The sequence below is a fragment of the Streptomyces sp. SID8352 genome (assembly GCF_009862265.1).
Lineage (GTDB): Bacteria > Actinomycetota > Actinomycetes > Streptomycetales > Streptomycetaceae > Streptomyces.
Map to the genome: position 1 here is coordinate 40,037 of NZ_WWGX01000043.1, position 20,288 is coordinate 60,324.

The following is a 20,288-nucleotide window of genomic DNA, read 5'->3' on the forward strand; positions in this document are numbered from 1 at the left end:
TCGGAGCGGTGCCGGCGGTGGCGGGCCGCCCGGGCGGGCGGGCCGCGGGCCGGGCCGGGCGCGGGTGCGCCGGTCCGGCCCGCGGCCCGAAGGGGGTCGGGCCCGTCGGCTCAGGCGTTGGCCTCCAGCTTGTCGGCGAGGCCGTTGAAGAAGGCGGTGTAGGTCTGGATGCCCTCGTTCAGGTAGGTGAGCTGCGGGAAGTACACGATGTTGCCGTTCTTGACGGCGGGGACGTTCTTCAGGGCCTCGGACTTCGCCAGCATCTCGTTGGCGGGGACGTAGGACTCCGACGTTCCCGCGCTGACGGCCGCGTCCCGGTCGAGGGCGATGATCACGTCGGGCTTCGCGGCGGCGATCGCCTCGACGGAGATGTCGTCGCCCTGGTGGTCACTGGAGCCGTCGGTCTTGATCGCGGGCGTGAGGCCGAGGATGTCGAAGACCGGGCCGACCGTGCGGCCGGTGCCCGGCGCGGCGTAGTTGATCTCGCCGCCCGAGGTGATCACGCCGATCACGCTGCTCTTGGGGTCGTAGACCTTCTTGACGCGCGCGACCGAGGCGTCGAAGTCCTCGACGAGCTTCTTCGCGTCCTTCTCGTGGCCGAAGATCTTCCCCAGGGTCTCCACCTGCCGCTTCAGCTCCTCGTCGAAGGGCTTGTCCTCGCGGGGGTCCAGCTCCACGATCGCCGCGTCGGGGGCGAGCTTCTTCAGGTCCTTGTAGAAGGAGGAGAAGCGCTGCCCGTTGACGATCAGGTCGGGCTCGACCGCGACGACCGCCTCCAGGTCCGGCTCGTTGTGCAAGCCCAGGTTCACGATCGACTTGTCGCTCTTGTAGGGGTTGTCCGTCGCGATCAGGTCGACCGGGGCGGCGCTCAGCTTGATGCCCCAGTCGGAGAGGGTCTGGAACGTGCGGTTGTCGGTGGCGACGACGCTCTTCGCCGGCAGCTTCACCTTCTGCGTCCCGTGGTTGTCCTCGACCTCGACCGTCTTGGCCGCGGTCGCCTTGGCGGCGCCCTTCGAGTCCTTCCCGTCGGAGTCACCGCCCGCGCATCCGGCAAGACCGAACGTCAGGACGGTCGAGACCGCGGTGACGGCGAGGAGGTGGCGGCGCTGGGTGAGCATGGTGCGGGAACTCCATTCCGGCGGGTGGCGTCGGTGCGCGGCGTGGCGACGACGGAACTCGGGGCAGACGCGAGCGTTCCGGTACGGAAGGACCTGCGTCGAGGTAAGCCTAGCCTTACCTTATCCATGCCTTGATGCGGGGTGGTAGCCCGGGTTCCGTTTCTGTCCGTGGGTGATGGCGGGCGCAGGGGGCGGGGCGCGGCGCGGCTCTGACGAGGGGTGACGCCGGTGGGGCGGGGTGTCCCGTCCGGGGCCTCGGAGAGGGAGGCGTCGTGACCGTGTCCCGCCGGGGGAGAAGGGGGAGCCCCCGCGGGGGAGACCGGAGGGGGCGTCGGGGCCCTGGTGCGATGACCCGGGCGCACCTCGTGGGTGATCACCCCCGGTTACTATGCTCACCTCACGCCGGAGAGCGGCGGCGGGCCGCGTGGCACCGGCGGCGGGTCGCCCGGGAGCGCGGAGCGGCGTGAGCCGCTCACCGCCCCCGGAAGGCGCCCGCGCCGCGGCCGACGGATCCCGCCCCCCGCGTTCCGGAGGCGTCCTCGCGGATCGCGGGGCTGAAGAGATGGGTGGCCCGGAAAGTGTTGGACGACGTCGTGGCGACCCGATATGTCGCGCCCCTGCGCGAGGGCGGCTCGCTCCCCGGGATCGTCGAGGCCGACGACCTCGGGCTGTACGTCCTGAAGTTCACCGGGGCCGGTCAGGGCCGCAAGACCCTCGTCGCCGAGGTGATCTGCGGCGAACTGGCCCGGCGCCTCGGCCTGCGGGTGCCCCGGCTGGTGACCGTCGCCCTCGATCCCGTACTGGGGCTCGCGGAGCCCGACCCGCAGGTGCAGGGGCTGCTGAAGTCCAGCGGCGGCACCAACCTGGGCATGGAGTTCCTGTCCGGCGCCCTCGGCTTCGACCCGCTCGCCTTCACCGTCCCCCGCGAGGAGGCCGGGCGCGTCCTCTGGTTCGACGCGCTCGTCAACAACGTGGACCGGTCCTGGCGCAACCCCAACCTGCTGCGCCGGGACGGGGAGACCTGGCTGATCGACCACGGCGCCACCATGATCTGGCACCACAACTGGCCCACCGCCGCCGCGTCCGCCGCCCGCCCCTACGACGCGGGCGACCACGCCCTGCTGCGCTTCGCCCCGGACGTCCGCGCCGCCGCCGCCGATCTCGCCCCGCTCGTCACCGAGGAACTCCTCGCCGAGGTCACCGCCGCCGTCCCGGACGTCTGGCTGGCCGGCGAACCCGGCTTCGACACCCCCGGCGAACTGCGCCGCGCCTACGCCCGGCCCCTGCTCGAACGGGCCGCCACGATCCACGAACGCGTCCAGGGGGACCGATGAGCGAACGGCACGTCTACGAGTACGCGTTGCTGCGCGTCGTCCCCCGCGTGGAGCGGGGCGAGCGGCTCAACGCCGGGGTGATCGTGTACTGCCGCGCCCGGGAGTTCGTCGCCGCGCGCACCCATCTGGACGAGGCCCGGCTGCTGGCGCTCGACCCCCGGGCCGACGTGGCCGGGATCAGGGCGGCACTGGGCGCCGTCGAGGGAGTGTGCGCGGGCGGGGACGCCGCGGGCCAGGCCGCGCCCGACGGCGCCGGGCGTCGCTTCCGCTGGCTGATCGCGCCGCGCTCCACGATCGTGCGGCCGGGCCCGGTGCACACCGGGCTGACCACCGACCCGGCCGCCGAGACCGAGCGGCTGCTCGACCTCCTCGTCCGCTAGGGCCTCTCGTTTGGATCATGCCGGGCTCGCGGGCCCCGGCACCGCACCTCGCCGCGTTGTCGTCGGTCGCCAGGGCCCCGCCTTGACTACCTCCTCCGCCCTGCGACGCCACGGCGCCGGACCCCGCTCCCTGATCCGGCCCGATCCGAACGAAAGACCCTGGACCCGTGTCCCCGGACGGCGCCGCGGGACGCCGGCCGGGAGCCGGCGCCCCCGAGGCGGAAGCGATCCGGGCGGAGGGTTCCGGTCCGGCCCGCGGGTGGCGCGGACCGCCGTCGGCGGCGCAGCACGAGCGCCGCGGTCAGCGCGGCGGCCGCGACGCAGGCCGCGCCGACGCCCGTGTCCCAGCCGCTCGGCCCGGTGCCGGACCCGCCGCCCACCCCGCCGTCCACGCCCCGCGTCGGCGCGGCGCCCGCCGTGGCGCCGACGGTGACCGGTGGCGGGACCGGCAGGACGGGCGGCGCCGATCCGGCGGGCGGCGGCGGGGTGGCCGAGGCCGTGGGCCGGGGGCGCGAGGTGCTCGACGTGGTGGGCAGCGAAGAGGGCGGGGGCGACGCCGCACGGGCCGGACGGCCGCCGGTGCCCCCGGCGTCCGGGGCCAGTGGGGGCCTGAGCACCGGACCGCCGTCCGGGACGGCCCGGGCCGTCCACGGGGCGAGGGTGGTCCGGCCGGTCAGGGCCTGGGCGGGGGCGGCCGGAGCGGTGATCGCCGCCATCGCGATCACCATGCCGACGGCACCGGTGCGAGGGCGCATGGACGCCTCCTTTTCGGGCCGTGAGGGGCTCGCCCCTCGACGCTAGGACGCCTCCGCCCCGCACGCGGTCCGGGCCGGACGCGGTGCCGCCCGGCGCGGCCGGTCACCGGCGGACCGGACCCGCCCCGGCGCGGCGCCGCGCGGCCCCCGTCCACCTGCGCCGATCCGCGCGCGCCGCCTCCCGCGGTCCCGGAGCGCGGCGGATGCCGGGGCCCGGTCCGGCAGCGGCGCCCGCGCTGGGCCGAACGGGGGAGGTCCCGGCGGGCCCGCTCCGCCGCGGCCGGTGAATGGATCACACCCGCCGGTGTCCCGTTGACACCGCGTGCCAGGGCTTCTAGCGTCACGTCTGTCGGAGGTACTAAGCGGTCGCTCACCGGGGGGCGTCCCCGGGCACCGACCGCATCCCCGAGGACGAGGAGAAGCAGCATGTCCACCACTGAGCAGCGGGTCGCCGTCGTCACCGGCGCCGCGCGCGGCATCGGCGCCGCCACGGCGGTCCGCCTGGCCGCCGAGGGCCGGGCCGTGGCCGTGATCGACCTCGACGAGGCAGCCTGCGCGGACACCGTCGCGCGGATCGCCGCGGCGGGCGGCACGGCCCTCGCCGTCGGCTGCGACGTCTCCGACGAGGCGGCGGTGGAGGCCGCCGTCGCCCGGATCGCCGGGGAACTCGGCCCGCCCGTCGTCCTCGTCAACAACGCGGGTGTCCTGCGCGACAACCTGCTGTTCAGGATGAGCGCCGCGGACTGGGACACCGTGATGAACGTGCACCTGCGCGGCGCCTTCCTGATGACCAGGGCGTGCCAGGAGCACATGGTGGACGCCGGGTTCGGCCGGATCGTCAACCTGTCCTCCTCCTCCGCCCTCGGCAACCGGGGCCAGGCCAACTACGCCGCCGCCAAGGCCGGGCTCCAGGGACTCACCAAGACCCTCGCCAAGGAACTGGGCAAGTTCGGGGTGACCGCGAACGCCGTCGCCCCCGGCTTCATCGCGACCGACATGACCGCCGCCACCGCCGAGCGGGTCGGGATGGGCTTCGAGGAGTTCAAGGCCGCCGCCGCCACCCGGATCCCGGTGCAGCGCGTCGGCGAGCCCGAGGACATCGCCAACGCCATCGCCTTCTTCACCGGCGACGCCGCCGGGTTCGTCTCCGGCCAGGTGCTGTACGTGGCCGGCGGGCCGCTCGACTAGGGGGCGGGGACCATGACTTCCGTACAGCCGCCCGAGCCGTCGGGCCGGGCCGCCATCGTCACCGGCGCCAGCCGCGGCATCGGCTACGGCGTCGCCGAGGCCCTCGTCGCGCGAGGCGACCGGGTCTGCATCACGGGCCGCGACGAGGACGCCCTGCGGGCGGCCGTCGAACGGCTCGGCGCCGACCGGGTGATCGGCGTGCCCGGCAGGGCGCACGACGAGGACCACCGCGCGCACGCCGTCGAGCGGACCATGGAGGCCTTCGGCCGGGTCGACTTCCTCGTCAACAACGCCGGGACGAACCCGGTGTTCGGGCCCGTCGCCGACCTCGACCTGAACGTGGCGCGCAAGGTGTTCGAGATCAACGTGGTCTCCGCGCTCGGCTTCGCCCAGCGCACCTGGCACGCCTGGCAGAAGGAGAACGGCGGGGCGATCGTCAACATCGCCTCCGTCGCGGGGCTGTCGCCCTCGCCCTCCATCGCCGCCTACGGCGTGAGCAAGGCCGCCCTGATCAACCTGACCGCGCAGCTCGCCCACGAGTTCGCGCCCGGGGTGCGGGTCAACGCCATCGCCCCGGCGGTGGTGAAGACCCGGTTCGCCGCCGCCCTCTACGAGGGCCGCGAGGAGGAGGCCGCCGCGGCCTACCCCCTGGGCCGGCTCGGCGCCCCGTCCGACATCGGGGGCGCGGCGGCCTTCCTCACCTCGGCCCAGGCCGACTGGATCACCGGCCAGACCCTGGTGGTCGACGGGGGGATCTTCCTCAACGCGGGGGTGGGCTGAGCCCCGGCCGGGGTACGGGCGCGAGCGCCCGTACCCCGTTCTCTTGATCGTTAAGGTCATGACAACGTAGTCGGCGGGTAAAAGATCAAAAGGGCGCGTTCGCAAGGGAGTTCAGGCGCATAACGCTGCGGTATGGTCTGCCAACCCTTGGTATGGCGGATCGAGGAGCGTGCGCGTGTTCAACCGGAGACGATGCCTGCGGCGGGTGGCGGCCATCGCGTCCATATCGACATTGGTCAGTGGATGCGGCCTGCTGTCGTCCGGTCCCTCCGGGGACGACGAGCCGATCATCGTGGGGAGCACCAGCTTCCCCAGCACGCTCGATCCCGCGGCCTCCTGGGACAACTCCTGGGAACTCTTCCGCAACATCTACCAGACGCTCCTGAGCTACCCCAACGGCGCCTCGGCGCCCCAGCCCGACGCGGCCGAGCAGTGCGGGTTCGCCGACAACGCGAACCGGGTGTACCGCTGCGAGCTGCGCAAGGGGCTCAAGTTCTCCAACGGCGACACCCTGGACGCCGAGGCGGTCAAGCACTCCATCGACCGCATCCGGAAGATCGACGTCAACGGCGGCCCGGCCGGTCTGCTGGGCAGCCTCGACCGGGTCCAGGCGGCCGGGGACCGCGAGGTGATCTTCCATCTCAACAAGGCCGACGCCACCTTCCCGTTCGTCCTCGCCACACCCGCCATGTCGATCGTCGACCCCGCCGTCTACCCGGCCGACGCGCTGCGCGAGGACGGCGAGGTCGTCGGCTCCGGGCCGTACACCCTCCAGACGTACAAGGAGGGGAAGAAGGCCGAACTCGTCCGCAACGACCACTACAAGGGGTACGCGGACCGCCGCAACGGGGCGGTGACGATCCGGTACTTCAAGGACTCGGCCGGCATGGTCGCGGCGCTGCACGACAAGGAGATCCAGGTCACCTACCGCGGCCTGGCCGCCGACGACATCATCACCCTCCAGAGCAGCGCCGTCCAGGAGCGGAACTACCGGCTCGTCGAGAGCGCGGGCACGGAGATCAGCTATCTGGTCTTCAACCCCAAGGACCCCTGGGCGGGCCGCAAGCCCGTGCGCCAGGCGGTCGCCCAGGTCATCGACCGGGCCGCCATCGCCCACAACGTCTACCGGGGCACCGTCGACCCCCTGTACTCCATGGTCCCCAAGGGGCTCGCCGGCCACACCACGGGCTTCTTCGACGACTACGGCGACCCGAACGTCCCCGCCGCGCGCAAGATCCTCACCGACGCCGGGATCACCGAGCCGGTGCCGCTCACCCTCTGGTACACCACCGACCGCTACGGCTCGGTGACCCGGGTGGAGTTCGAGGAGATCAAGCGCCAGCTCGACGCCTCCGGCCTGTTCACCATCACGCTCAAGAGCCGCCCGTGGAAGGAGTACGTGGAGGGCTACCAGAAGGGCGAGTACCCGGTGTTCGGCCGCGGCTGGTTCCCGGACTTCCCCGATGCCGAGAACTTCATCGCCCCCTTCGTCGGCGACCAGAACGCCCTCGGCACCCCCTACCCGGCGCCCGAGATCACCGGGGTGCTGCTGCCCGAGTCCCGCCGTGAGACCGACCGCGCCAACGTGGTCAAGGAGTTCCGGCGGGCGCAGGAGATCCTCGTGGACGACGCGCGGCTGCTGCCGCTCTGGCAGGGCAAGCAGTACGTGGCGGTGAGCCCGGACATCTCCGGTGCGGAGCGGGCCATGGACCCCTCCATCCTCATGATGATGTGGCAGCTCTACCGCAAGACGAGCTGGTAGCGGCCGGTCCGGAGGGCCCGCCCGGGGCCGGACCGTGGGCCGGGACCGGTGCCGTGAGCCGGTTGTCAGTGGGCGGCTGTAGGTTCGGGGGACCGGAACCAACCGCACATCGTAAGGAAGTTGACGTGACCGACATCGCCATGCTGCCCGAGTCCTGGCGCGACGTGCTCGGCGGCGAACTGCAGAAGCCCTACTTCAAGGAGCTGATGGAGTTCGTCGAGGAGGAGCGGGCGAACGGCCCCGTCTACCCCCCGCGCGAGGAGGTCTTCGCCGCCCTTGAGGCCACCCCCTATGACCGGGTCAAGGTGCTGGTGCTCGGCCAGGACCCGTACCACGGCGAGGGCCAGGGCCACGGGCTGTGCTTCTCCGTCCGTCCCGGGGTGAAGGTCCCGCCGTCGCTGCGCAACATCTACAAGGAGATGCACGCCGAGCTGGACACCCCGGTCCCGGACAACGGCTATCTGATGCCGTGGGCCCGCCAGGGCGTCCTGCTGCTCAACGCGGTGCTCACGGTGCGGGCGGGCGAGGCGAACTCGCACAAGTCCCGGGGCTGGGAGCTGTTCACCGACGCGGTGATCCGCGCCGTGGCCGGGCGCCCCGACCCGTCGGTGTTCGTCCTGTGGGGCAACTACGCGCAGAAGAAGCTGCCGCTGATCGACGAGGACCGCCATGTCGTCGTCAAGGGCGCGCACCCCTCGCCGCTGTCGGCGAAGAAGTTCTTCGGCTCCCGCCCGTTCACCCGGATCAACGAGGCGGTCGCGGCACAGGGCCACGAGGCGATCGACTGGACCATCCCGAACCTGGGCTGACCTCCCCGGCCCGCCCCGGTGAGGGTCCGGGGCCCTTCCTCCGGCCCGTGCGGCGCCCGGGTGCGTTCCGTCCCGCCCGGGCTGGACCGGTCGGAGGCGGGGCGGAGGGGCGGGGCGGGCGCGGACGTCGGGAGCGTGGCGCCGTCGCGGTGGTCGGGCGTGCCGGGCCCCACGCCCTGCGGCACGATCCGGACGAAAGGCCCTAACGTCGGCGAGGACAGCCGACGAGTGGCACGGAGGACGCGGTGGCCCAGGGACAGGAGCGTGCGTCGGCGGACGCCGTGCTCACACGCATCGGTCAGGTCGTCATCCTGCACCACGCGGGTGACCGCGAGGAGGCCCGGCGGCGCTTCCTCGGGCTCTGGGCCGAGATCGGCGAGCACGGCGCACCGCTGCACCGCTGCACCCTGGCCCACTACCTCGCGGACACCCAGGACGACCCTGGCGACGAACTGGCCTGGGATCTGCGGGCGTTGGCCGCGGCCGAGGAACTGACCGGCGGCGACCGGCCCGCCGCCCCCCGCCCTCCCAGTGCTCCCGGTGTCCTCGACGGGCAGCACGGTCCGGCGGGCGGGGGAGCGGTCGGCGATCAGGGGGCGCCCGCGGCCCCGGGCCACCGGGAACGGCTCGCGGTGCGGGCGTTCTATCCGGCGCTGCACCTGAACCTGGCCGCCGACTACGACCGGCTCGGCCGCCGGGACGCCGCCCGGCTGCATCTGCGGCGGGCCCGTCGCGCGGCCGTCCTCCTGGCGGACGACCGCTACGGCGAGGGCGTGCGCGCCGGGATCGACCGCCTGGCGCGGCGAATCGGCGACGACGGCCCGGCGGCGGGGGAGCCGCCCTGGGGCCCGCCCCGACAGCGACCGTAGACCGGGCGGCACGGGCGGTGGGCCCGGTGGCTCCCCGGGGCGGCGACCCGGACGGGTCCGGGACCGCGCCCGGTGCGCCGGGCGTCCCGGCGGCGGTGACCCGGGTGTCCGGAACCGCGTTCCCGGCTCCCCGGGCATCCCGGAGCCGGCTCCCTGGCATCCCGGGCCGGTGTCCCGGCCCGCCGGTTCCCGGCGCGGGCTCCCGGCGCGGGCTCCCGTCGCGATCCGCGCGGGCTCAGTGGCCGTACGCCTGCTCGCAGATGGCCGCCTCGGGGCTGCCCGGCCGCCAGCCGCCCAACTGCCTGCCCAGGGCGCACACATCACCGTTCCCGCCGGAGGCCCCGCCGGTGCCCGGCAGCGCCGGGGGCACCACCCCCGGATGGCCGTCCGTTCCCGGCAGCCACGGCACCCCGGGCACACCGGGGCGGGGCAGGGTGCCGGACCGGCCGCCCGGGGTCTCCCCGGGCGGGGGCGCGGCCGGGGGCGCCGCGCCCCCCGCGCCGCCGCCCGAGGCACGCCGCGGCACGGGCGCGGGGGCGGATGGCGCCGGGGTGCCGCCCGCCGGGGCGCGCGTCCCCCGGGGCGTGGCCGAGGCGCCCGGGTGCGGACCGGACGAGTGGGCACCGGCCGCCGACGGTCCGGACCCCGGGGAGGGCCGGACCGTCATGCAACCGGTCAGGGCCGGGAGGGCCACGGCCACCAGGAGTGCCGAGGCGAGGGTCGTTCGATGCACCCGCGTCACTCTGGCGGCTCCGGCACCCGGTCCGGTGGCGGACCGGGCGGAGGATGCCCCGCACGGGTGATCTCAGGCCCCGTACGGAGTCCCCGGGGGCGGTCCGGGCTGACGGTCAGACGCCGGTGGTCCCGTCCAGGCACTCCCGGATCAGATCGGCGTGCCCGTTGTGCCGGGCGTACTCCTCGATCATGTGGGTGTGGATCCAGCGCAGGGTGGACGGCAAGCCGGTGCGCCGGTGCCGGCCGCGCGAGGGCTCGTCGAGCCGGAACTCCGCCGCGACGGTCCGGGCCGCCGCGATCTCTCCCTGCCAGACCGCGTACGCCCTCTCCCAGGTGTCGGTCCGGGCGGCGTGGAAGTCGCCGTCCGGGTCGTCGTCGGTGTAGTGGAGGGGCGGATGGTCCTCGCCGGCCAGCACCCTGCGGTACCAGTGCCGTTCGACATCGGCCATGTGCCGGACCAGGCCGAGCAGGGACATCTCGGACGGCGGCACGGCGGCCACCCTGAGCCGGCTGTCGGTGAGTCCCTCGCACTTGAGGGCGAGGGTCGACCGGTGGAAGTCCAGCCAACCCTCCAGCATGTCGCGTTCGTTGGCGTCGACGGGGGGCATGGGGCGTTCGATGCTCATCCCCGCATCCTGGCCGACCCCGGGCCGGACCACCACGCGATTTCCACGCCCGGCGCGCCCCCGCGGCCCCGGCGTCCGCGGCATCGTCGCCCGCCGTCCCGGCGGCCGGTCCGCCCCCGCCCGCGCCCCGCTCCAGTGGGCCGGGTGGGACACGGCGGGACGTACCGTGCCGGGGCGTGTGAGGCGCAGGGAACCGTGCGGGTCGGGGCGGGCCGGCCGCCGCAGGGCCGCGGGCTCCGGGGACACGCGGCGGCGGCCCGGCCCGGCCTCCCCCGTATGCTTCGCACCAGCCCGCGACGGGCGGGCGGTAGAGCGGCGGCAGAGGAGCACACCCCGTGAAGGTCGGCTGCATCGGACTCGGCGACATCGCGCAGAAGGCCTATCTCCCGGTCCTCGGCGCTTTGCCCGGCATCGAGCTGCACCTGCAGACCCGCACCCCCGCCACGCTCACCCGGGTGGCCGACGGGCTCCGCCTCCCGGCCGCGCAGCGCCACGCCGACCTGGACGCGCTGATCGCCCAGGGCCTCGACGCCGCCTTCGTCCACGCCCCCACCGAGGCCCACCCGAGGATCACCGAACGGCTCCTGGAGGCCGGGGTCCCCACCTACGTGGACAAGCCCCTCGCCTACGAACTCGCCGACGCCGAACGGCTGGTGGCGCTGGCCGAGGAGCGCGGAACCGGACTCGCCGTCGGCTTCAACCGCCGCCACGCCCCCGGCTACGCCCAGTGCACCGAGCACCCGCGCGACCTGATCATCATGCAGAAGAACCGCACCGGGCTGCCCGAGGACCCCCGCCGGATGATCCTCGACGACTTCATCCACGTCGTCGACACCCTGCGCTTCCTGGCCCCGGGCACGGTCGACGACGTGAGCGTGCGCGCCCGGGTCGAGGACGGGCTGCTCCACCACGTCGTGCTCCAGCTCGGCGGTGACGGCTTCACCGCGATCGGCGTGATGAACCGGCTCAGCGGCTCCACCGAGGAGATCCTGGAGGTCTCCGGGCAGGACACCAAGCGCCAGGTCCTCAACCTGGCCGAGGTCGTCGACCACCGGGGCCAGCCGACGGTGCGGCGGCGCGGGGACTGGGTGCCGGTGGCCCGTCAGCGCGGCATCGAGCAGGCGGTGCTGGCCTTCCTCGACGCGGTGCGGTCCGGGGAGCGGCTCAGCGCCCGGGACGCGCTCGAGACCCACGCGCTGTGCGAACGGGTGGTACGCGCGGTGCTGGAACCCTCCGCCTGATCCGCAGCGCCCGCGCTACCTCGGCCGCCCCCCAGACGGCCAGCGCCAGCAGCGCCGCGCCCACCGCCCAGTCGCCGTGGCGGACGTAGGGCGTGGTGCCCCGGGCGAGCGGCACCTCGTAGATCCGCGCCCCGCCGGCCGCCGTGCCCAGCCGCGGACCGACCGGGGAGCCGTCCGCGCCGTACACCGCGGAGATCCCGGTCAGCGTCGCGTGCACCATCGGGCGGCCGGTCTCGGCGGCGCGCAGCGCGGCCAGCGAGGCGTGCTGCGCGGGCGCCCAGGAGTGCTGGAACGACGAGGTCGCCGACTGCGCCAGCAGCAACTCCGCCCCGGCGGCGGCCAGACGGCGGCTCATGTCGGGAAAGGCGCTCTCGAAGCACACCAGCGGCCCGACGCGCGGCCCGCCCCGCGGGGTCATCACCACCTGCCCGGTGCCGCGCCGCCGGTCCTCGCCCGCCGCCCGGCCCACGGAGGTCGCCCAGCCCAGCAGGGCGCGGGCCGGAACGTACTCCCCGAAGGGCACGAGTCGCATCTTGTCGTACCGGTCGCCGGTGGGGCCCCGGGGGCCGACGAGCACCGAACTCTTGTAGATCCCCGGCCGGTCGGAGCGCCGCGCGTCCACGTTGACCAGGATGTCGGCGCCCGCGCGCCGGGACAGCGCGGCCAGCCGTCGGGCCAGGTCGGGCCGCCCGGCCAGGTCGAAGCCGACGCTGCTCTCGCCCCAGACGACCAGATCGACGTCCTGCCCCGCGAGCCGTTCGGTCAGCCGCTCCTCCAGGTCGAACCGCCGTTCCGCGCTCCGGGGCCCGTCGACCACCCCCGGCTGCACCACGGCGACCGCGACCCGCTGCCCGGTCCCGGGACGCGGCGCCCAGACCCAGGCGGCCGACGCGGCGGCGGCGACGGCGGCCAGCCCCGCCACCGCGGGCACCCGGGCCCGGCGGACCGCGACCAGCACGGCGACGGCCACGTTGACCGCCACCACCAGCAGGCTCAGCAGCCACACCCCGCCGACCGAGGCCAGCCGCAGCGCCGGGGCCACCTGCCACTGCGCGGCGCCCAGCATCCCCCACGGGCCGCCCAGCCCCTGCCAGGAGCGCACCAACTCCACCGCCAGCCAGCCCGACGGCACCACCAGCAGCGCCGCCGCCACCCGGCCCCGGCCGGGCGTCCCGCCCAGCATCCGCCGCACCAGCATCCCCCACGGCGCCCACAGGGCGCCGAGCAGCGTGGCGAGGACGAAGAGGAAGACGTGCAGGCTCGGCAGCAGCCAGTGGTGCATCGCCAGCATGAAGCCGAAGCCGCCGCACCAGCCGTCGTACGCCGCGCGCCGCCGGGTCGGCGCGGACCGGACCAGCAGCAGCCACGGCACCAGCGCCACCCACGCCCACCACCACAGCGCCGGACCCGGGAACGCCGGTACGGGCAGCGCCCCGGCGAGCAGGGCGAGCACCGAGCGGCGCCGGGGGGAGGCGAGCCAGCGGTCACGCGTCGTCATGACGCCTCCCTACCCCGTGGCGCGGGCGGATGTGCGCGTCCGGCACCCGCGCGTTCAGCTCATCACACCGCCGACGGGTCGACCGGGGAGGCTCGGCCCCGGAAGACCGGTGGCCCCGGGACGGGGCGGGGGCCGAGGCTGTCCGCCATGAACGCCCCGCGAGAACCCGCCGTACGCGTCCGGGCCCGCCACACCGGCGGCACGGTCACCGTCCACCGGGCGTACGCCCCCGGATCGGCCTCCCCGCCGCCCGTGACGGCCGCTTCCCCGGCGCCCGGAAGCGGGACCGCATGACCTGGGTCGAGCCGTCGTTCCGGTGGATGACGCACCGCTGCGGACGGTGCCTGAAGAAGGACCGGGAGACGGTCCTCGCCATCGAGATCACCCGCGAGGGCTTCGCCTGGACGCTGCGCCACGCGTGCCTCTCCCAGCATGTCCCCGGACTGCACGGCGACCGCGTCGCGTGGCGGCACGCCCTGCGGCGGGCCCCGTGCGGGTGCGGTGGGACCCCGGGCGCGACCTCCGCCTCGCCCCGCTGCCCCACCGCACGCTGCGGATGGGGCTGACGGGGGAGCCCGCCGAGCGGTTCGCCGACGAGTGGATCGTCGGCATCAAGGACGTGACGCCGCTGGCCGCGGAGATCCACGGGCTGGTGCGCGCCGGACGGACCCGGGGAGGCCGCCGCGCCGCGGCCCGGGGAGCCGCCGCTGCCGCTCGGCGCGAGGGCGCTCGCGCGCCTGGGCGGATGAGACGGCGCGACGCCTGTGCGGGAGCGTGCCCCGCCCCTAGGATGATCGATGATCGATCAAAGGAACGACATCGACATCGACATCGACGGAGGTATCCCCATGACCCGTCCCCTCACGGTCGTCACCGGCGGCAGCCGGGGCATCGGCGCGGCGACCTGTCTGCGGCTCGCGGCCGACGGCCACGACGTGGTCGTCGGCTACGTCCGGGACGGGAGCGCCGCCGGAGAGGTCGTGGCGGGGGTGCGGGAGGCGGGTGGCCGGGCGGTCGCCGTCCGGGCGGACACCTCCGTCGAGGCCGATGTGGACCGCCTCTTCGACCTCGCGGAGGAACGGCTCGGCCCGGTCACCGGACTGGTCAACAACGCGGCGGTGACCGGCCCCCTGGGGCGGCTCGCGGACAGCGACACCGCGGACCTGCGCCGGGTACTGGACGTCAACCTGCTGGGCACGCTGCTCTGCGCCCGCCGCGCCGCGCGGCTGATGACGGCCCGGGGCGGCGGCGCGATCGTGAACGTCTCCTCGGGCGCGGCGACGCTCGGCAGCCCGGGGGAGTACGTGCACTACGCGGCGACGAAGGCCGCCGTGGACACCCTGACCCTGGGCCTGGCCAAGGAGCTGGGTCCGGACGGGGTGCGGGTCAACGCCGTCGCGCCGGGGGTGGTCGACACCGGGATGCACGCGGCGATGGGCGACCCGGGCCGCGCCGGACGGATGGGGCCCGCAGTCCCGCTGGGACGGGCCGGGCGGGCCGAGGAGATCGCGGCGGCCATCGCCTGGCTGCTCTCGCCGGACGCCTCGTACACGACGGGGACGGTGCTGCGGGTGGCGGGCGGGCGCTGAGGACGGCCGCCCCCGGGGCCGCGGGGGCCGGGTCAGGCCGCCGCGATCACCTCGCAGCGGATCGCCGCGGCCCAGTCGACCACCAACGGCTCGTACTCCACGCGCTCCTGGGCCGACGGGGAGCCGCCCGGGCGCCGCCAGAGGGCACGGATCCGGTCGTACGGCTCCGCTGCGGACCGCGGGGAAGCAGGGCTCGGGACATCGGGGGCGGATGGCCGCCTACCGTTCGCGCAACGTCGCGCCGGCGGCCGGGAGTTCCCACGCGCGCTGGAATCCAGCGCGCCGATCGCACTCCGAGCCCTTTGGGTTCGCACCCGACGCGGCGCACCGTGCGGACCAGGTGCGGCTTCGTCCTCTGGCTGCCCCTGCTCTGGAGCTACCCCAGCGGGCGGGCGCGGGAACGGCCCGGCCGAGGAACTCACCTCCCTCCGGCAGGAGGTTGCGGGCCTGCGCCCCGTGGTGGAGGATTTCCGCCCCCCGGCCCGCCGCCGAATCCGAGGCTGTGGTCGGCCTGCGCAAGCGATTGTGAAGTCGACAGCGGCGGCTCAGCCGGGAGATAGGATCACCATCACATGATCATCTGTATCTACTCACCGTGACGTCTTGGCTTGAATCTACTGTCAGGCTCAACTGATCCCACCAGAAGGTCATTGACAACCGGCTTAGCGATGGCCCGCACATGCAAGCGTGCCATGATCATCGGTGCGGCAGCGGCGGCTGTCGGCGTTCTCGCGGTGCCCGCTCAGGCGGCATCGTGGTCCAGCTACATCAAGGATGCCGGAAATGACTTCGAGTCGCGTCGCTGGACCGGCAATGGCGGCTCCACGACGATCGACTTCACCGGCTGCAGCAGAGGTTCCAGTCCGAAACTCGTGTACGTGATGCTCCGCAAGGACACCTTCGGGCCTGACCCGAGGTACGCCAACGCGGCCTACACCAACTGCTTCAACCCCGGCGCCACGTCCAGTGGCACGTGGGCTGACCATGGCAGCGGCGACTACTATTTCGTGATCGACTACGGGTCCAACGTCTACGCCCCGGTGTCGGTCGCTTCGCTGAGCGTCTACTACTGATCGGCAGTCCGCCGGGCCCCGCGGCACACCGTGCCGCGGGGCCCGGCGTACAGGGAGGCTCCTCAATGCTGTTGTCAGGCCACCGCTGTTACCAGCGGTGCCGCTTGGTGGCACGTTCCGTCACGGGTCATGACCCGCAGGACATCGAGCCGACAGCGGGTGAGCGCCGACAGTGCCTGCTCCTACCCTTTGCCTTCGGCGCGTTTGCGTGCGTAGTGGGACTTCGGGCCCGGGCAGCTCTTCAGACTGGGGAGCGCGGACAAGTACGAGCACATCGAGACATGGCTGCGCGACCGCAAGATCCGCGGCATCGCAGACCTCGTCGGCTCACCGCGGCGGATCGCCGCCGCGGTCTGGTGGACCGTCAGCAGCGCAATGGGGAGCTCGTTCACCAGCTCCGGTTCACGCTCCAACGCCGCGGATTTCTCAAGCGGTTGAGACCGCGGCCGGTTGATCTGGCGAGTGCGGTCGCGCGTCGGGTCGGTGCGTCGGCCGGTCCGGGTGCGCAGGGCCACGGTGATCTCGTCGCCGGGTTGCAGCCGGCCCAGGTCGCGGCGCACGCGAGCCTGGCCGACGATGACGGAGACGTCCTTGGTGTCCGTCTTGCTCTCGCCCTGGTAGGAGGCCGAAGCAGGGCGCAAGGTCGGACGGGTGACGTAGGCCATCGACTGGTCGTGCCCCAGCGGCAACCCGATCAGCGGGATGGGCTCCACCGTGGTTGAGGTTCACCGCCCACAGCACATCGTCATCGACTGCCATGACGTCCCCGATCGGTTCCAGCAGGGTCGGCTCGTCGCTCAGGATCCGGCGGGACAGCAGCCGTTCGCCGTCCGAGTCGATCACCACGCAGTGGTGATGTTCCTTGTGGATGCCGAATCCGGCCCATGTTCGGGGATGCCTGCCTCCGTCGGCTCGCCGCGCGTTCACGGCTCAGCAGACAACTTCGCCGACGTTGCCCCATGCAGAGGCCGAGTCGTATCTCACGATGGGCTGTCGGGCCGTCGCGGGGCTCAGGGCGGCCAAGCGCTTCCAGCGGTCTCGCGGCGACAGCAGGACAGCCATACCCGGAGCATCTGGGCCCCGCTGATCTTACGAGTGACCAGTTCGAACTTACGACAAGAAAGTAGGGCCGCCCATGACTCTCACCTTCCGTGAATGCACCTTCCGCTATCGGGGAAGTCGTGACGTCATCCAGGGTCTCAATCTGGCCTTCGCCTCCGGAGCCACCGTTCTTCTCGGACCCAATGGAGCAGGCAAGAGCACGCTGCTGTCGCTCGGGGCGAGCGCCCTGCGCCCACGGTCCGGAGACGTGACGTTCGACGGCCTGAGCCCATGGAACCGCAAACAGTCCGCGGCCTACCGCGCGGCAGTGGCGTGGCTTCCGCAGAAGCCCTCGTTCCTCTCGGGGATGACCTGCCGTCAGCACGTCACCTATGCGGGATGGCTCAAGGGCATGACGCAGCGCGACGCGTCGAGCGCGTCCGGCGAGGCGCTGGAACGTGTGGGCCTCGCCAGGCAAGCGGACCGGAAGATCAGTGATCTGTCCGGCGGGCAGCAGCAGCGTGTCGCAATCGCTCAGGCCCTCGTCCATCGCGCCAAGGTCCTGCTCCTTGACGAACCCACCGTTGGCCTCGATCCGAAACAGCGAAGATCTTTTCTCCAGCTCATCGCTTCGCTGCGGAACGAAACACATGTGGTTGTCTCCACCCATGACATCGCCGACATCAGCGAAGTCTTCAGCGACGTCGTAGTATTCAATGCCGGAAAGGTCCTGTTCAATGGACCTGTTCCTTCGTTTCTCGCCTGTTCGGGCACCCAAATTCACTCGGAACGCGCTGCGGAATACGCCTACACCGCTGTCCTCGAAGGAGGATTCCGGTGATCATCCAGCATCAACTGCGGCGTTCGGCGGCTCCATGGGTCATCCTGCCGGCCGCCCTGTTCGTATATCTGTATATGCAGAGTGCGGTATTCACCGTTCCGTCCCGCTATGGAGTCGAGTCGGGCGAGAGCACGATCTATGCTCTCGCCGCGATCGCTCCGGCTGTCGCCGCGTGCGCCGCGTGGGATTCAGGCCGTATACGGCCCGTGCGGCACATGTTGACCACATCCGCACGGTCGCGATGGTCGCTGATCCTGTTCATCGGTACTCCCATCGCCGCACTGGGAGCCGCTCTTCTCGTGCTCGCCGTCGTGCTGGCATGGATCAACACCGGAGTGCTTCCTTCCGGAGCCGGATGGACCGCGCTGGTGCATATGTTCGTTGTCCCTGCCGAGTGGGCTGTGATCGGTTGGTACGTCGGCGGACGTCTCCCCAGGAGCTTTGCCGCGCCGGCCGCGGCAGCCCTGTGCTGGGCTTGGCTGACGATGCCACACGCCATGTCCAACGCATGGCTGAGACACCTCGGCGGGTTCATCGACGGAACATCCACCATCACCGAAGTCCACCGGCCCGAGATCTATTTCGTGCCATGGGCCGTCACCGGCTGCTTTGTGGCTGCCGCATGGCTCCTCACCCGTACCGGCTCCCGCCGTGTCTTCCTCCCTGCCGGTGCAGGTGCCGCAGCAGCGGCACTCCTCGTCGGACACACCGCAGTCAGCGGATGGGGCTACGGCAACCCGGCAAGCATCCGTGCCGTTGATTCCCTATGCTCCGGAACCGACCCGCAGATCTGCGTTCCGCCTGAGTACCGTTCCTATATTCCGCAGATCCGCCGCAGCACCCAAGGCCCACTCGGCGCTCTGGTCGCCGCCGGCGTCACACGTCCGAAGCGGATGGAAATCCTCTCGCCGTCGGTGAAGCCCGCACCGGGCGTATGGCGGCTGCACTGGTCACTTCCTGCCGTTCATCAGCAGGCCGCCTACCACACGGCAGCTGATGTCATGGCAATATCGGCTGTCGAGGGAACGGCGGCCCAGCACGGAAAGCAGTCCTGCGCAGGCCCGTCCGCTCCGGAACTCGTGTGGGCCACTGCTGTTGCAGGCGACAGGGAGGCGGTACGCCGGGGAACCGCTCCGCAGTTGTGGAGCCTGGTAGGTCCAGTCCTCGACGAGCCAGTGAAACAGCAGTCCGCCTGGTTCACGCAGCAGGTTCTCAACCACGCCTGCCCAGTGCAGGGAGCGCGATGAGGCTCTATGTGATATCAGTGCGGAAATGGTGGACCACGGCGGTAGCCGTCATCTTTATGGCGGTGGTATGTCAGCTTTCCGGCAAGAGCAGTATCGAGTTGCCCGCACTCAACGGCAGTGGCGTCACTCCCTTGGCCTACTTCACTCCCCTGCTGGTGTCTTCCGCGGTCCTCTACTGTCTCAACCGGCGCGCAGATCACATCGAGAGGACCGCCGCGGTCGCTGTCGCTGTGATCGATGCGGCCTTCGTGGCATTCGTCTTCGCTCTGTGTCTGACAGCCGGTTTCGTCACGGGCTTCGACACCGCCCGCAACGTCATACTGCTGACCTGCATCGGCATCCTGGTCGCCCAGGTGGGCAACAGCGCATCAGGTATCGCCACGGGCATGATGCTGCTGATCGCCGGCGTCGTCGCGGGACGTGGCCCGGCAGGAAGCCACGCCTGGTGGGCGGTGGTCCTGTATCCGTCGAGCAGTGTTCCCGCGTGGTCCCTGACCGCGGTACTGCTGGCAGCCGCGGGCATCCGTTCCGTCAAATCCTCCGGGAAGCCGTAGCCCTTCCTCCGAGGCCACCGGGAACCTCAACGGGCCATGCCGGGCCCGTACCAGCCGGGCCTTCGTCGCCCAGGCCACCGATTCCGGGCAAACCGTGAACCGGCCAGGCGGGAGTCGGCCCTTCGAGTCGTACTGACCGGACCTCGGCGACGAAACAGGTAGACCCGCACGTCTATGGGTGCAGTCCTGGCCGGCCGGACTTCTTCGGTGGAAGAGGTGCGGCGGGATCGGCGGGTGACTCGGAGAATCCGTGCCGGAAGGCCTTCCGTGGATATGTCCATGGCAATCCACAGGACGAGAGCCCCGGCCCGGTCTGCTGCCCGGCTGCGGCGCGGAGTCTCGGTGGTCGCTCTCGGAGCGTCCGGCAGCCTGGCTCTTGGCACCGCGCGGACCTCGGCACGCCGCGGTCCGCGCGGTGCCGGGTTCTGAGCGGACCGGATCATGGCGACGCGCCTCGGCTGCCAGTCCTGACGCTCGGTGGCGCAGTACGCCGACGGGCCCGGGTACCGTCTGTACTCGGCCGCTGTGGTCCGGGGGGTGCCCGGCATCGGATTCATGGCCGACGCTGCACTGCAGCGCACCCTGCCTGCCGCTTCGCGGCGAGACGCGGCTCTGATCGACTTCACGAGGTATGGGGGCCGGTGCCGCTGGAGCTGGGCCGGACATGACCTCGGGCCGACCCGCTCCACCTTCTGCCCGGATGGGCCCGCACGGCCGTGCGGCCCCATCCGCGTCATCCCTTGCTCTGCGGACGCACGCGCCCCGGGGGAGTGCGTCCCGCCTCCCCGGTGGGAGACGAATGGGACGTGATCATGGCGTGCTGACGCGGTCGGACGCTGGGAAGCGCC

The 20,288-nt window shown here is 72.7% G+C and carries 19 protein-coding genes and 2 pseudogenes; 15 read left to right on the top strand and 6 right to left on the bottom strand.

Annotated elements, in window-relative coordinates:
* Positions 1-110: 110 nt before the first annotated feature.
* Positions 111-1,118, bottom strand: coding sequence for an ABC transporter substrate-binding protein (locus tag GTY84_RS14675; RefSeq protein ID WP_161226704.1), 1,008 nt, complete (start codon positions 1,116-1,118; stop codon positions 111-113).
* A gap of 578 nt (positions 1,119-1,696) precedes the next feature.
* On the opposite strand from GTY84_RS14675, the gene GTY84_RS14680 reads away from it, so the two are divergent.
* The 8 genes from GTY84_RS14680 to GTY84_RS14715 all read left to right on the top strand — a co-directional run bounded on the left by GTY84_RS14680 (position 1,697) and on the right by GTY84_RS14715 (position 8,995).
* Entirely contained in the window at positions 1,697-2,452 is a 756-nt protein-coding gene (locus GTY84_RS14680; RefSeq protein ID WP_161226951.1) for a HipA family kinase, read from the top strand.
* Positions 2,449-2,832 carry a DUF3037 domain-containing protein gene (locus GTY84_RS14685; protein ID WP_161226705.1) on the top strand — a complete coding sequence of 128 codons (384 nt, stop codon included), beginning with the start codon at positions 2,449-2,451 and terminating at the stop codon, positions 2,830-2,832. The genes GTY84_RS14680 and GTY84_RS14685 overlap by 4 nt, the downstream gene beginning before the upstream one ends.
* A 339-nt stretch (positions 2,833-3,171) precedes the next feature.
* The gene (locus GTY84_RS14690) at positions 3,172-3,633 is read left to right on the top strand and encodes a hypothetical protein (RefSeq protein WP_161226706.1); all 462 of its coding nucleotides are present in this window, start codon (positions 3,172-3,174) and stop codon (positions 3,631-3,633) included.
* Between the two features lie 380 nt (positions 3,634-4,013).
* Positions 4,014-4,775 (top strand): 3-oxoacyl-ACP reductase FabG, encoded by a 762-nt coding sequence (fabG, locus tag GTY84_RS14695; protein WP_161226707.1) that lies wholly within the window; start codon positions 4,014-4,016, stop codon positions 4,773-4,775.
* Positions 4,776-4,787: 12 nt separating this feature from the next.
* Positions 4,788-5,555 (top strand): SDR family oxidoreductase, encoded by a 768-nt coding sequence (locus GTY84_RS14700; RefSeq protein ID WP_161226708.1) that lies wholly within the window; start codon positions 4,788-4,790, stop codon positions 5,553-5,555.
* Positions 5,556-5,730: 175 nt separating this feature from the next.
* Positions 5,731-7,317, top strand: coding sequence for an ABC transporter substrate-binding protein (locus tag GTY84_RS14705; protein WP_161226709.1), 1,587 nt, complete (start codon positions 5,731-5,733; stop codon positions 7,315-7,317).
* A 125-nt stretch (positions 7,318-7,442) separates the two neighbouring features.
* Entirely contained in the window at positions 7,443-8,126 is a 684-nt protein-coding gene (gene ung, locus GTY84_RS14710; protein WP_161226710.1) for a uracil-DNA glycosylase, read from the top strand.
* A gap of 245 nt (positions 8,127-8,371) precedes the next feature.
* On the top strand, positions 8,372-8,995 hold the full coding sequence (locus GTY84_RS14715; RefSeq protein WP_161226711.1) for a hypothetical protein: 624 nt from the start codon (positions 8,372-8,374) through the stop codon (positions 8,993-8,995).
* 235 nt (positions 8,996-9,230) lie between these two features.
* Here the strand turns inward: GTY84_RS14715 and GTY84_RS33005 are convergent, their stop codons facing one another.
* Together GTY84_RS33005 and GTY84_RS14725 are read right to left on the bottom strand one after the other, a co-directional pair.
* A complete protein-coding gene (locus tag GTY84_RS33005) occupies positions 9,231-9,413 on the bottom strand; it encodes a hypothetical protein (protein WP_202551149.1) in 183 nt (60 codons plus the stop codon).
* 430 nt (positions 9,414-9,843) lie between these two features.
* The gene (locus GTY84_RS14725; protein ID WP_161226713.1) at positions 9,844-10,356 is read right to left on the bottom strand and encodes a DinB family protein; all 513 of its coding nucleotides are present in this window, start codon (positions 10,354-10,356) and stop codon (positions 9,844-9,846) included.
* A 335-nt stretch (positions 10,357-10,691) separates the two neighbouring features.
* Here GTY84_RS14725 and GTY84_RS14730 point away from each other — a divergent pair, with 335 nt between their 5' ends.
* Positions 10,692-11,597 carry a Gfo/Idh/MocA family oxidoreductase gene (locus GTY84_RS14730; protein WP_161226714.1) on the top strand — a complete coding sequence of 302 codons (906 nt, stop codon included), beginning with the start codon at positions 10,692-10,694 and terminating at the stop codon, positions 11,595-11,597.
* Here GTY84_RS14730 and lnt read toward each other — a convergent pair.
* On the bottom strand, positions 11,521-13,095 hold the full coding sequence (lnt, locus tag GTY84_RS14735; protein WP_161226715.1) for an apolipoprotein N-acyltransferase: 1,575 nt from the start codon (positions 13,093-13,095) through the stop codon (positions 11,521-11,523). The two genes, GTY84_RS14730 and lnt, sit on opposite strands and share 77 nt — an antisense overlap.
* A 147-nt stretch (positions 13,096-13,242) precedes the next feature.
* Here lnt and GTY84_RS14740 point away from each other — a divergent pair.
* The 3 genes and pseudogenes from GTY84_RS14740 to GTY84_RS14750 form a co-directional block, all read left to right on the top strand.
* Positions 13,243-13,759: pseudogene (locus GTY84_RS14740) on the top strand (DUF4291 family protein); the annotation flags it as partial.
* Positions 13,760-13,943: 184 nt separating this feature from the next.
* Positions 13,944-14,684 carry an SDR family oxidoreductase gene (locus tag GTY84_RS14745; protein WP_161226952.1) on the top strand — a complete coding sequence of 247 codons (741 nt, stop codon included), beginning with the start codon at positions 13,944-13,946 and terminating at the stop codon, positions 14,682-14,684.
* Positions 14,685-15,376: 692 nt separating this feature from the next.
* Positions 15,377-15,757, top strand: a complete 381-nt coding sequence (locus tag GTY84_RS14750) for a hypothetical protein (protein WP_161226716.1) — start codon at positions 15,377-15,379, stop codon at positions 15,755-15,757.
* A 182-nt stretch (positions 15,758-15,939) separates the two neighbouring features.
* On the opposite strand, the gene GTY84_RS34950 is transcribed toward GTY84_RS14750, so the two are convergent.
* Positions 15,940-16,470 carry a transposase gene (locus GTY84_RS34950; RefSeq protein WP_345943435.1) on the bottom strand — a complete coding sequence of 177 codons (531 nt, stop codon included), beginning with the start codon at positions 16,468-16,470 and terminating at the stop codon, positions 15,940-15,942.
* A gap of 55 nt (positions 16,471-16,525) precedes the next feature.
* Positions 16,526-16,684 (bottom strand): annotated as a pseudogene (locus GTY84_RS34955) (hypothetical protein); the annotation flags it as partial.
* Positions 16,685-16,892: 208 nt separating this feature from the next.
* On the opposite strand from GTY84_RS34955, the gene GTY84_RS14760 reads away from it, so the two are divergent.
* From GTY84_RS14760 to GTY84_RS14770, 3 genes are read left to right on the top strand one after another with little or no spacing between them, the layout of a single operon-like run.
* A complete protein-coding gene (locus GTY84_RS14760; protein WP_161226717.1) occupies positions 16,893-17,639 on the top strand; it encodes an ATP-binding cassette domain-containing protein in 747 nt (248 codons plus the stop codon).
* Positions 17,636-18,886 carry a hypothetical protein gene (locus tag GTY84_RS14765; protein ID WP_161226718.1) on the top strand — a complete coding sequence of 417 codons (1,251 nt, stop codon included), beginning with the start codon at positions 17,636-17,638 and terminating at the stop codon, positions 18,884-18,886. The genes GTY84_RS14760 and GTY84_RS14765 overlap by 4 nt, the downstream gene beginning before the upstream one ends.
* Positions 18,883-19,440: a hypothetical protein gene (locus GTY84_RS14770; protein ID WP_161226719.1), complete on the top strand. Its 558-nt coding sequence runs from the start codon at positions 18,883-18,885 to the stop codon at positions 19,438-19,440. The genes GTY84_RS14765 and GTY84_RS14770 overlap by 4 nt, the downstream gene beginning before the upstream one ends.
* Positions 19,441-20,288 lie beyond the last annotated feature (848 nt).

Bases quoted from the DNA above. Each gene is read 5' to 3' on its own strand.
- GTY84_RS14770 (WP_161226719.1), top strand. From the start codon at position 18,883: ATGAGGCTCTATGTGATATCAGTGCGGAAATGGTGGACCACGGCGGTA.
- GTY84_RS14750 (WP_161226716.1), top strand. From the start codon at position 15,377: ATGATCATCGGTGCGGCAGCGGCGGCTGTCGGCGTTCTCGCGGTGCCC.
- GTY84_RS14685 (WP_161226705.1), top strand. From the start codon at position 2,449: ATGAGCGAACGGCACGTCTACGAGTACGCGTTGCTGCGCGTCGTCCCC.
- GTY84_RS14760 (WP_161226717.1), top strand. From the start codon at position 16,893: ATGACTCTCACCTTCCGTGAATGCACCTTCCGCTATCGGGGAAGTCGT.
- GTY84_RS14725 (WP_161226713.1), bottom strand. From the start codon at position 10,356: ATGAGCATCGAACGCCCCATGCCCCCCGTCGACGCCAACGAACGCGAC.
- GTY84_RS14700 (WP_161226708.1), top strand. From the start codon at position 4,788: ATGACTTCCGTACAGCCGCCCGAGCCGTCGGGCCGGGCCGCCATCGTC.
- lnt (WP_161226715.1), bottom strand. From the start codon at position 13,095: ATGACGACGCGTGACCGCTGGCTCGCCTCCCCCCGGCGCCGCTCGGTG.
- GTY84_RS14675 (WP_161226704.1), bottom strand. From the start codon at position 1,118: ATGCTCACCCAGCGCCGCCACCTCCTCGCCGTCACCGCGGTCTCGACC.
- GTY84_RS14745 (WP_161226952.1), top strand. From the start codon at position 13,944: ATGACCCGTCCCCTCACGGTCGTCACCGGCGGCAGCCGGGGCATCGGC.
- fabG (WP_161226707.1), top strand. From the start codon at position 4,014: ATGTCCACCACTGAGCAGCGGGTCGCCGTCGTCACCGGCGCCGCGCGC.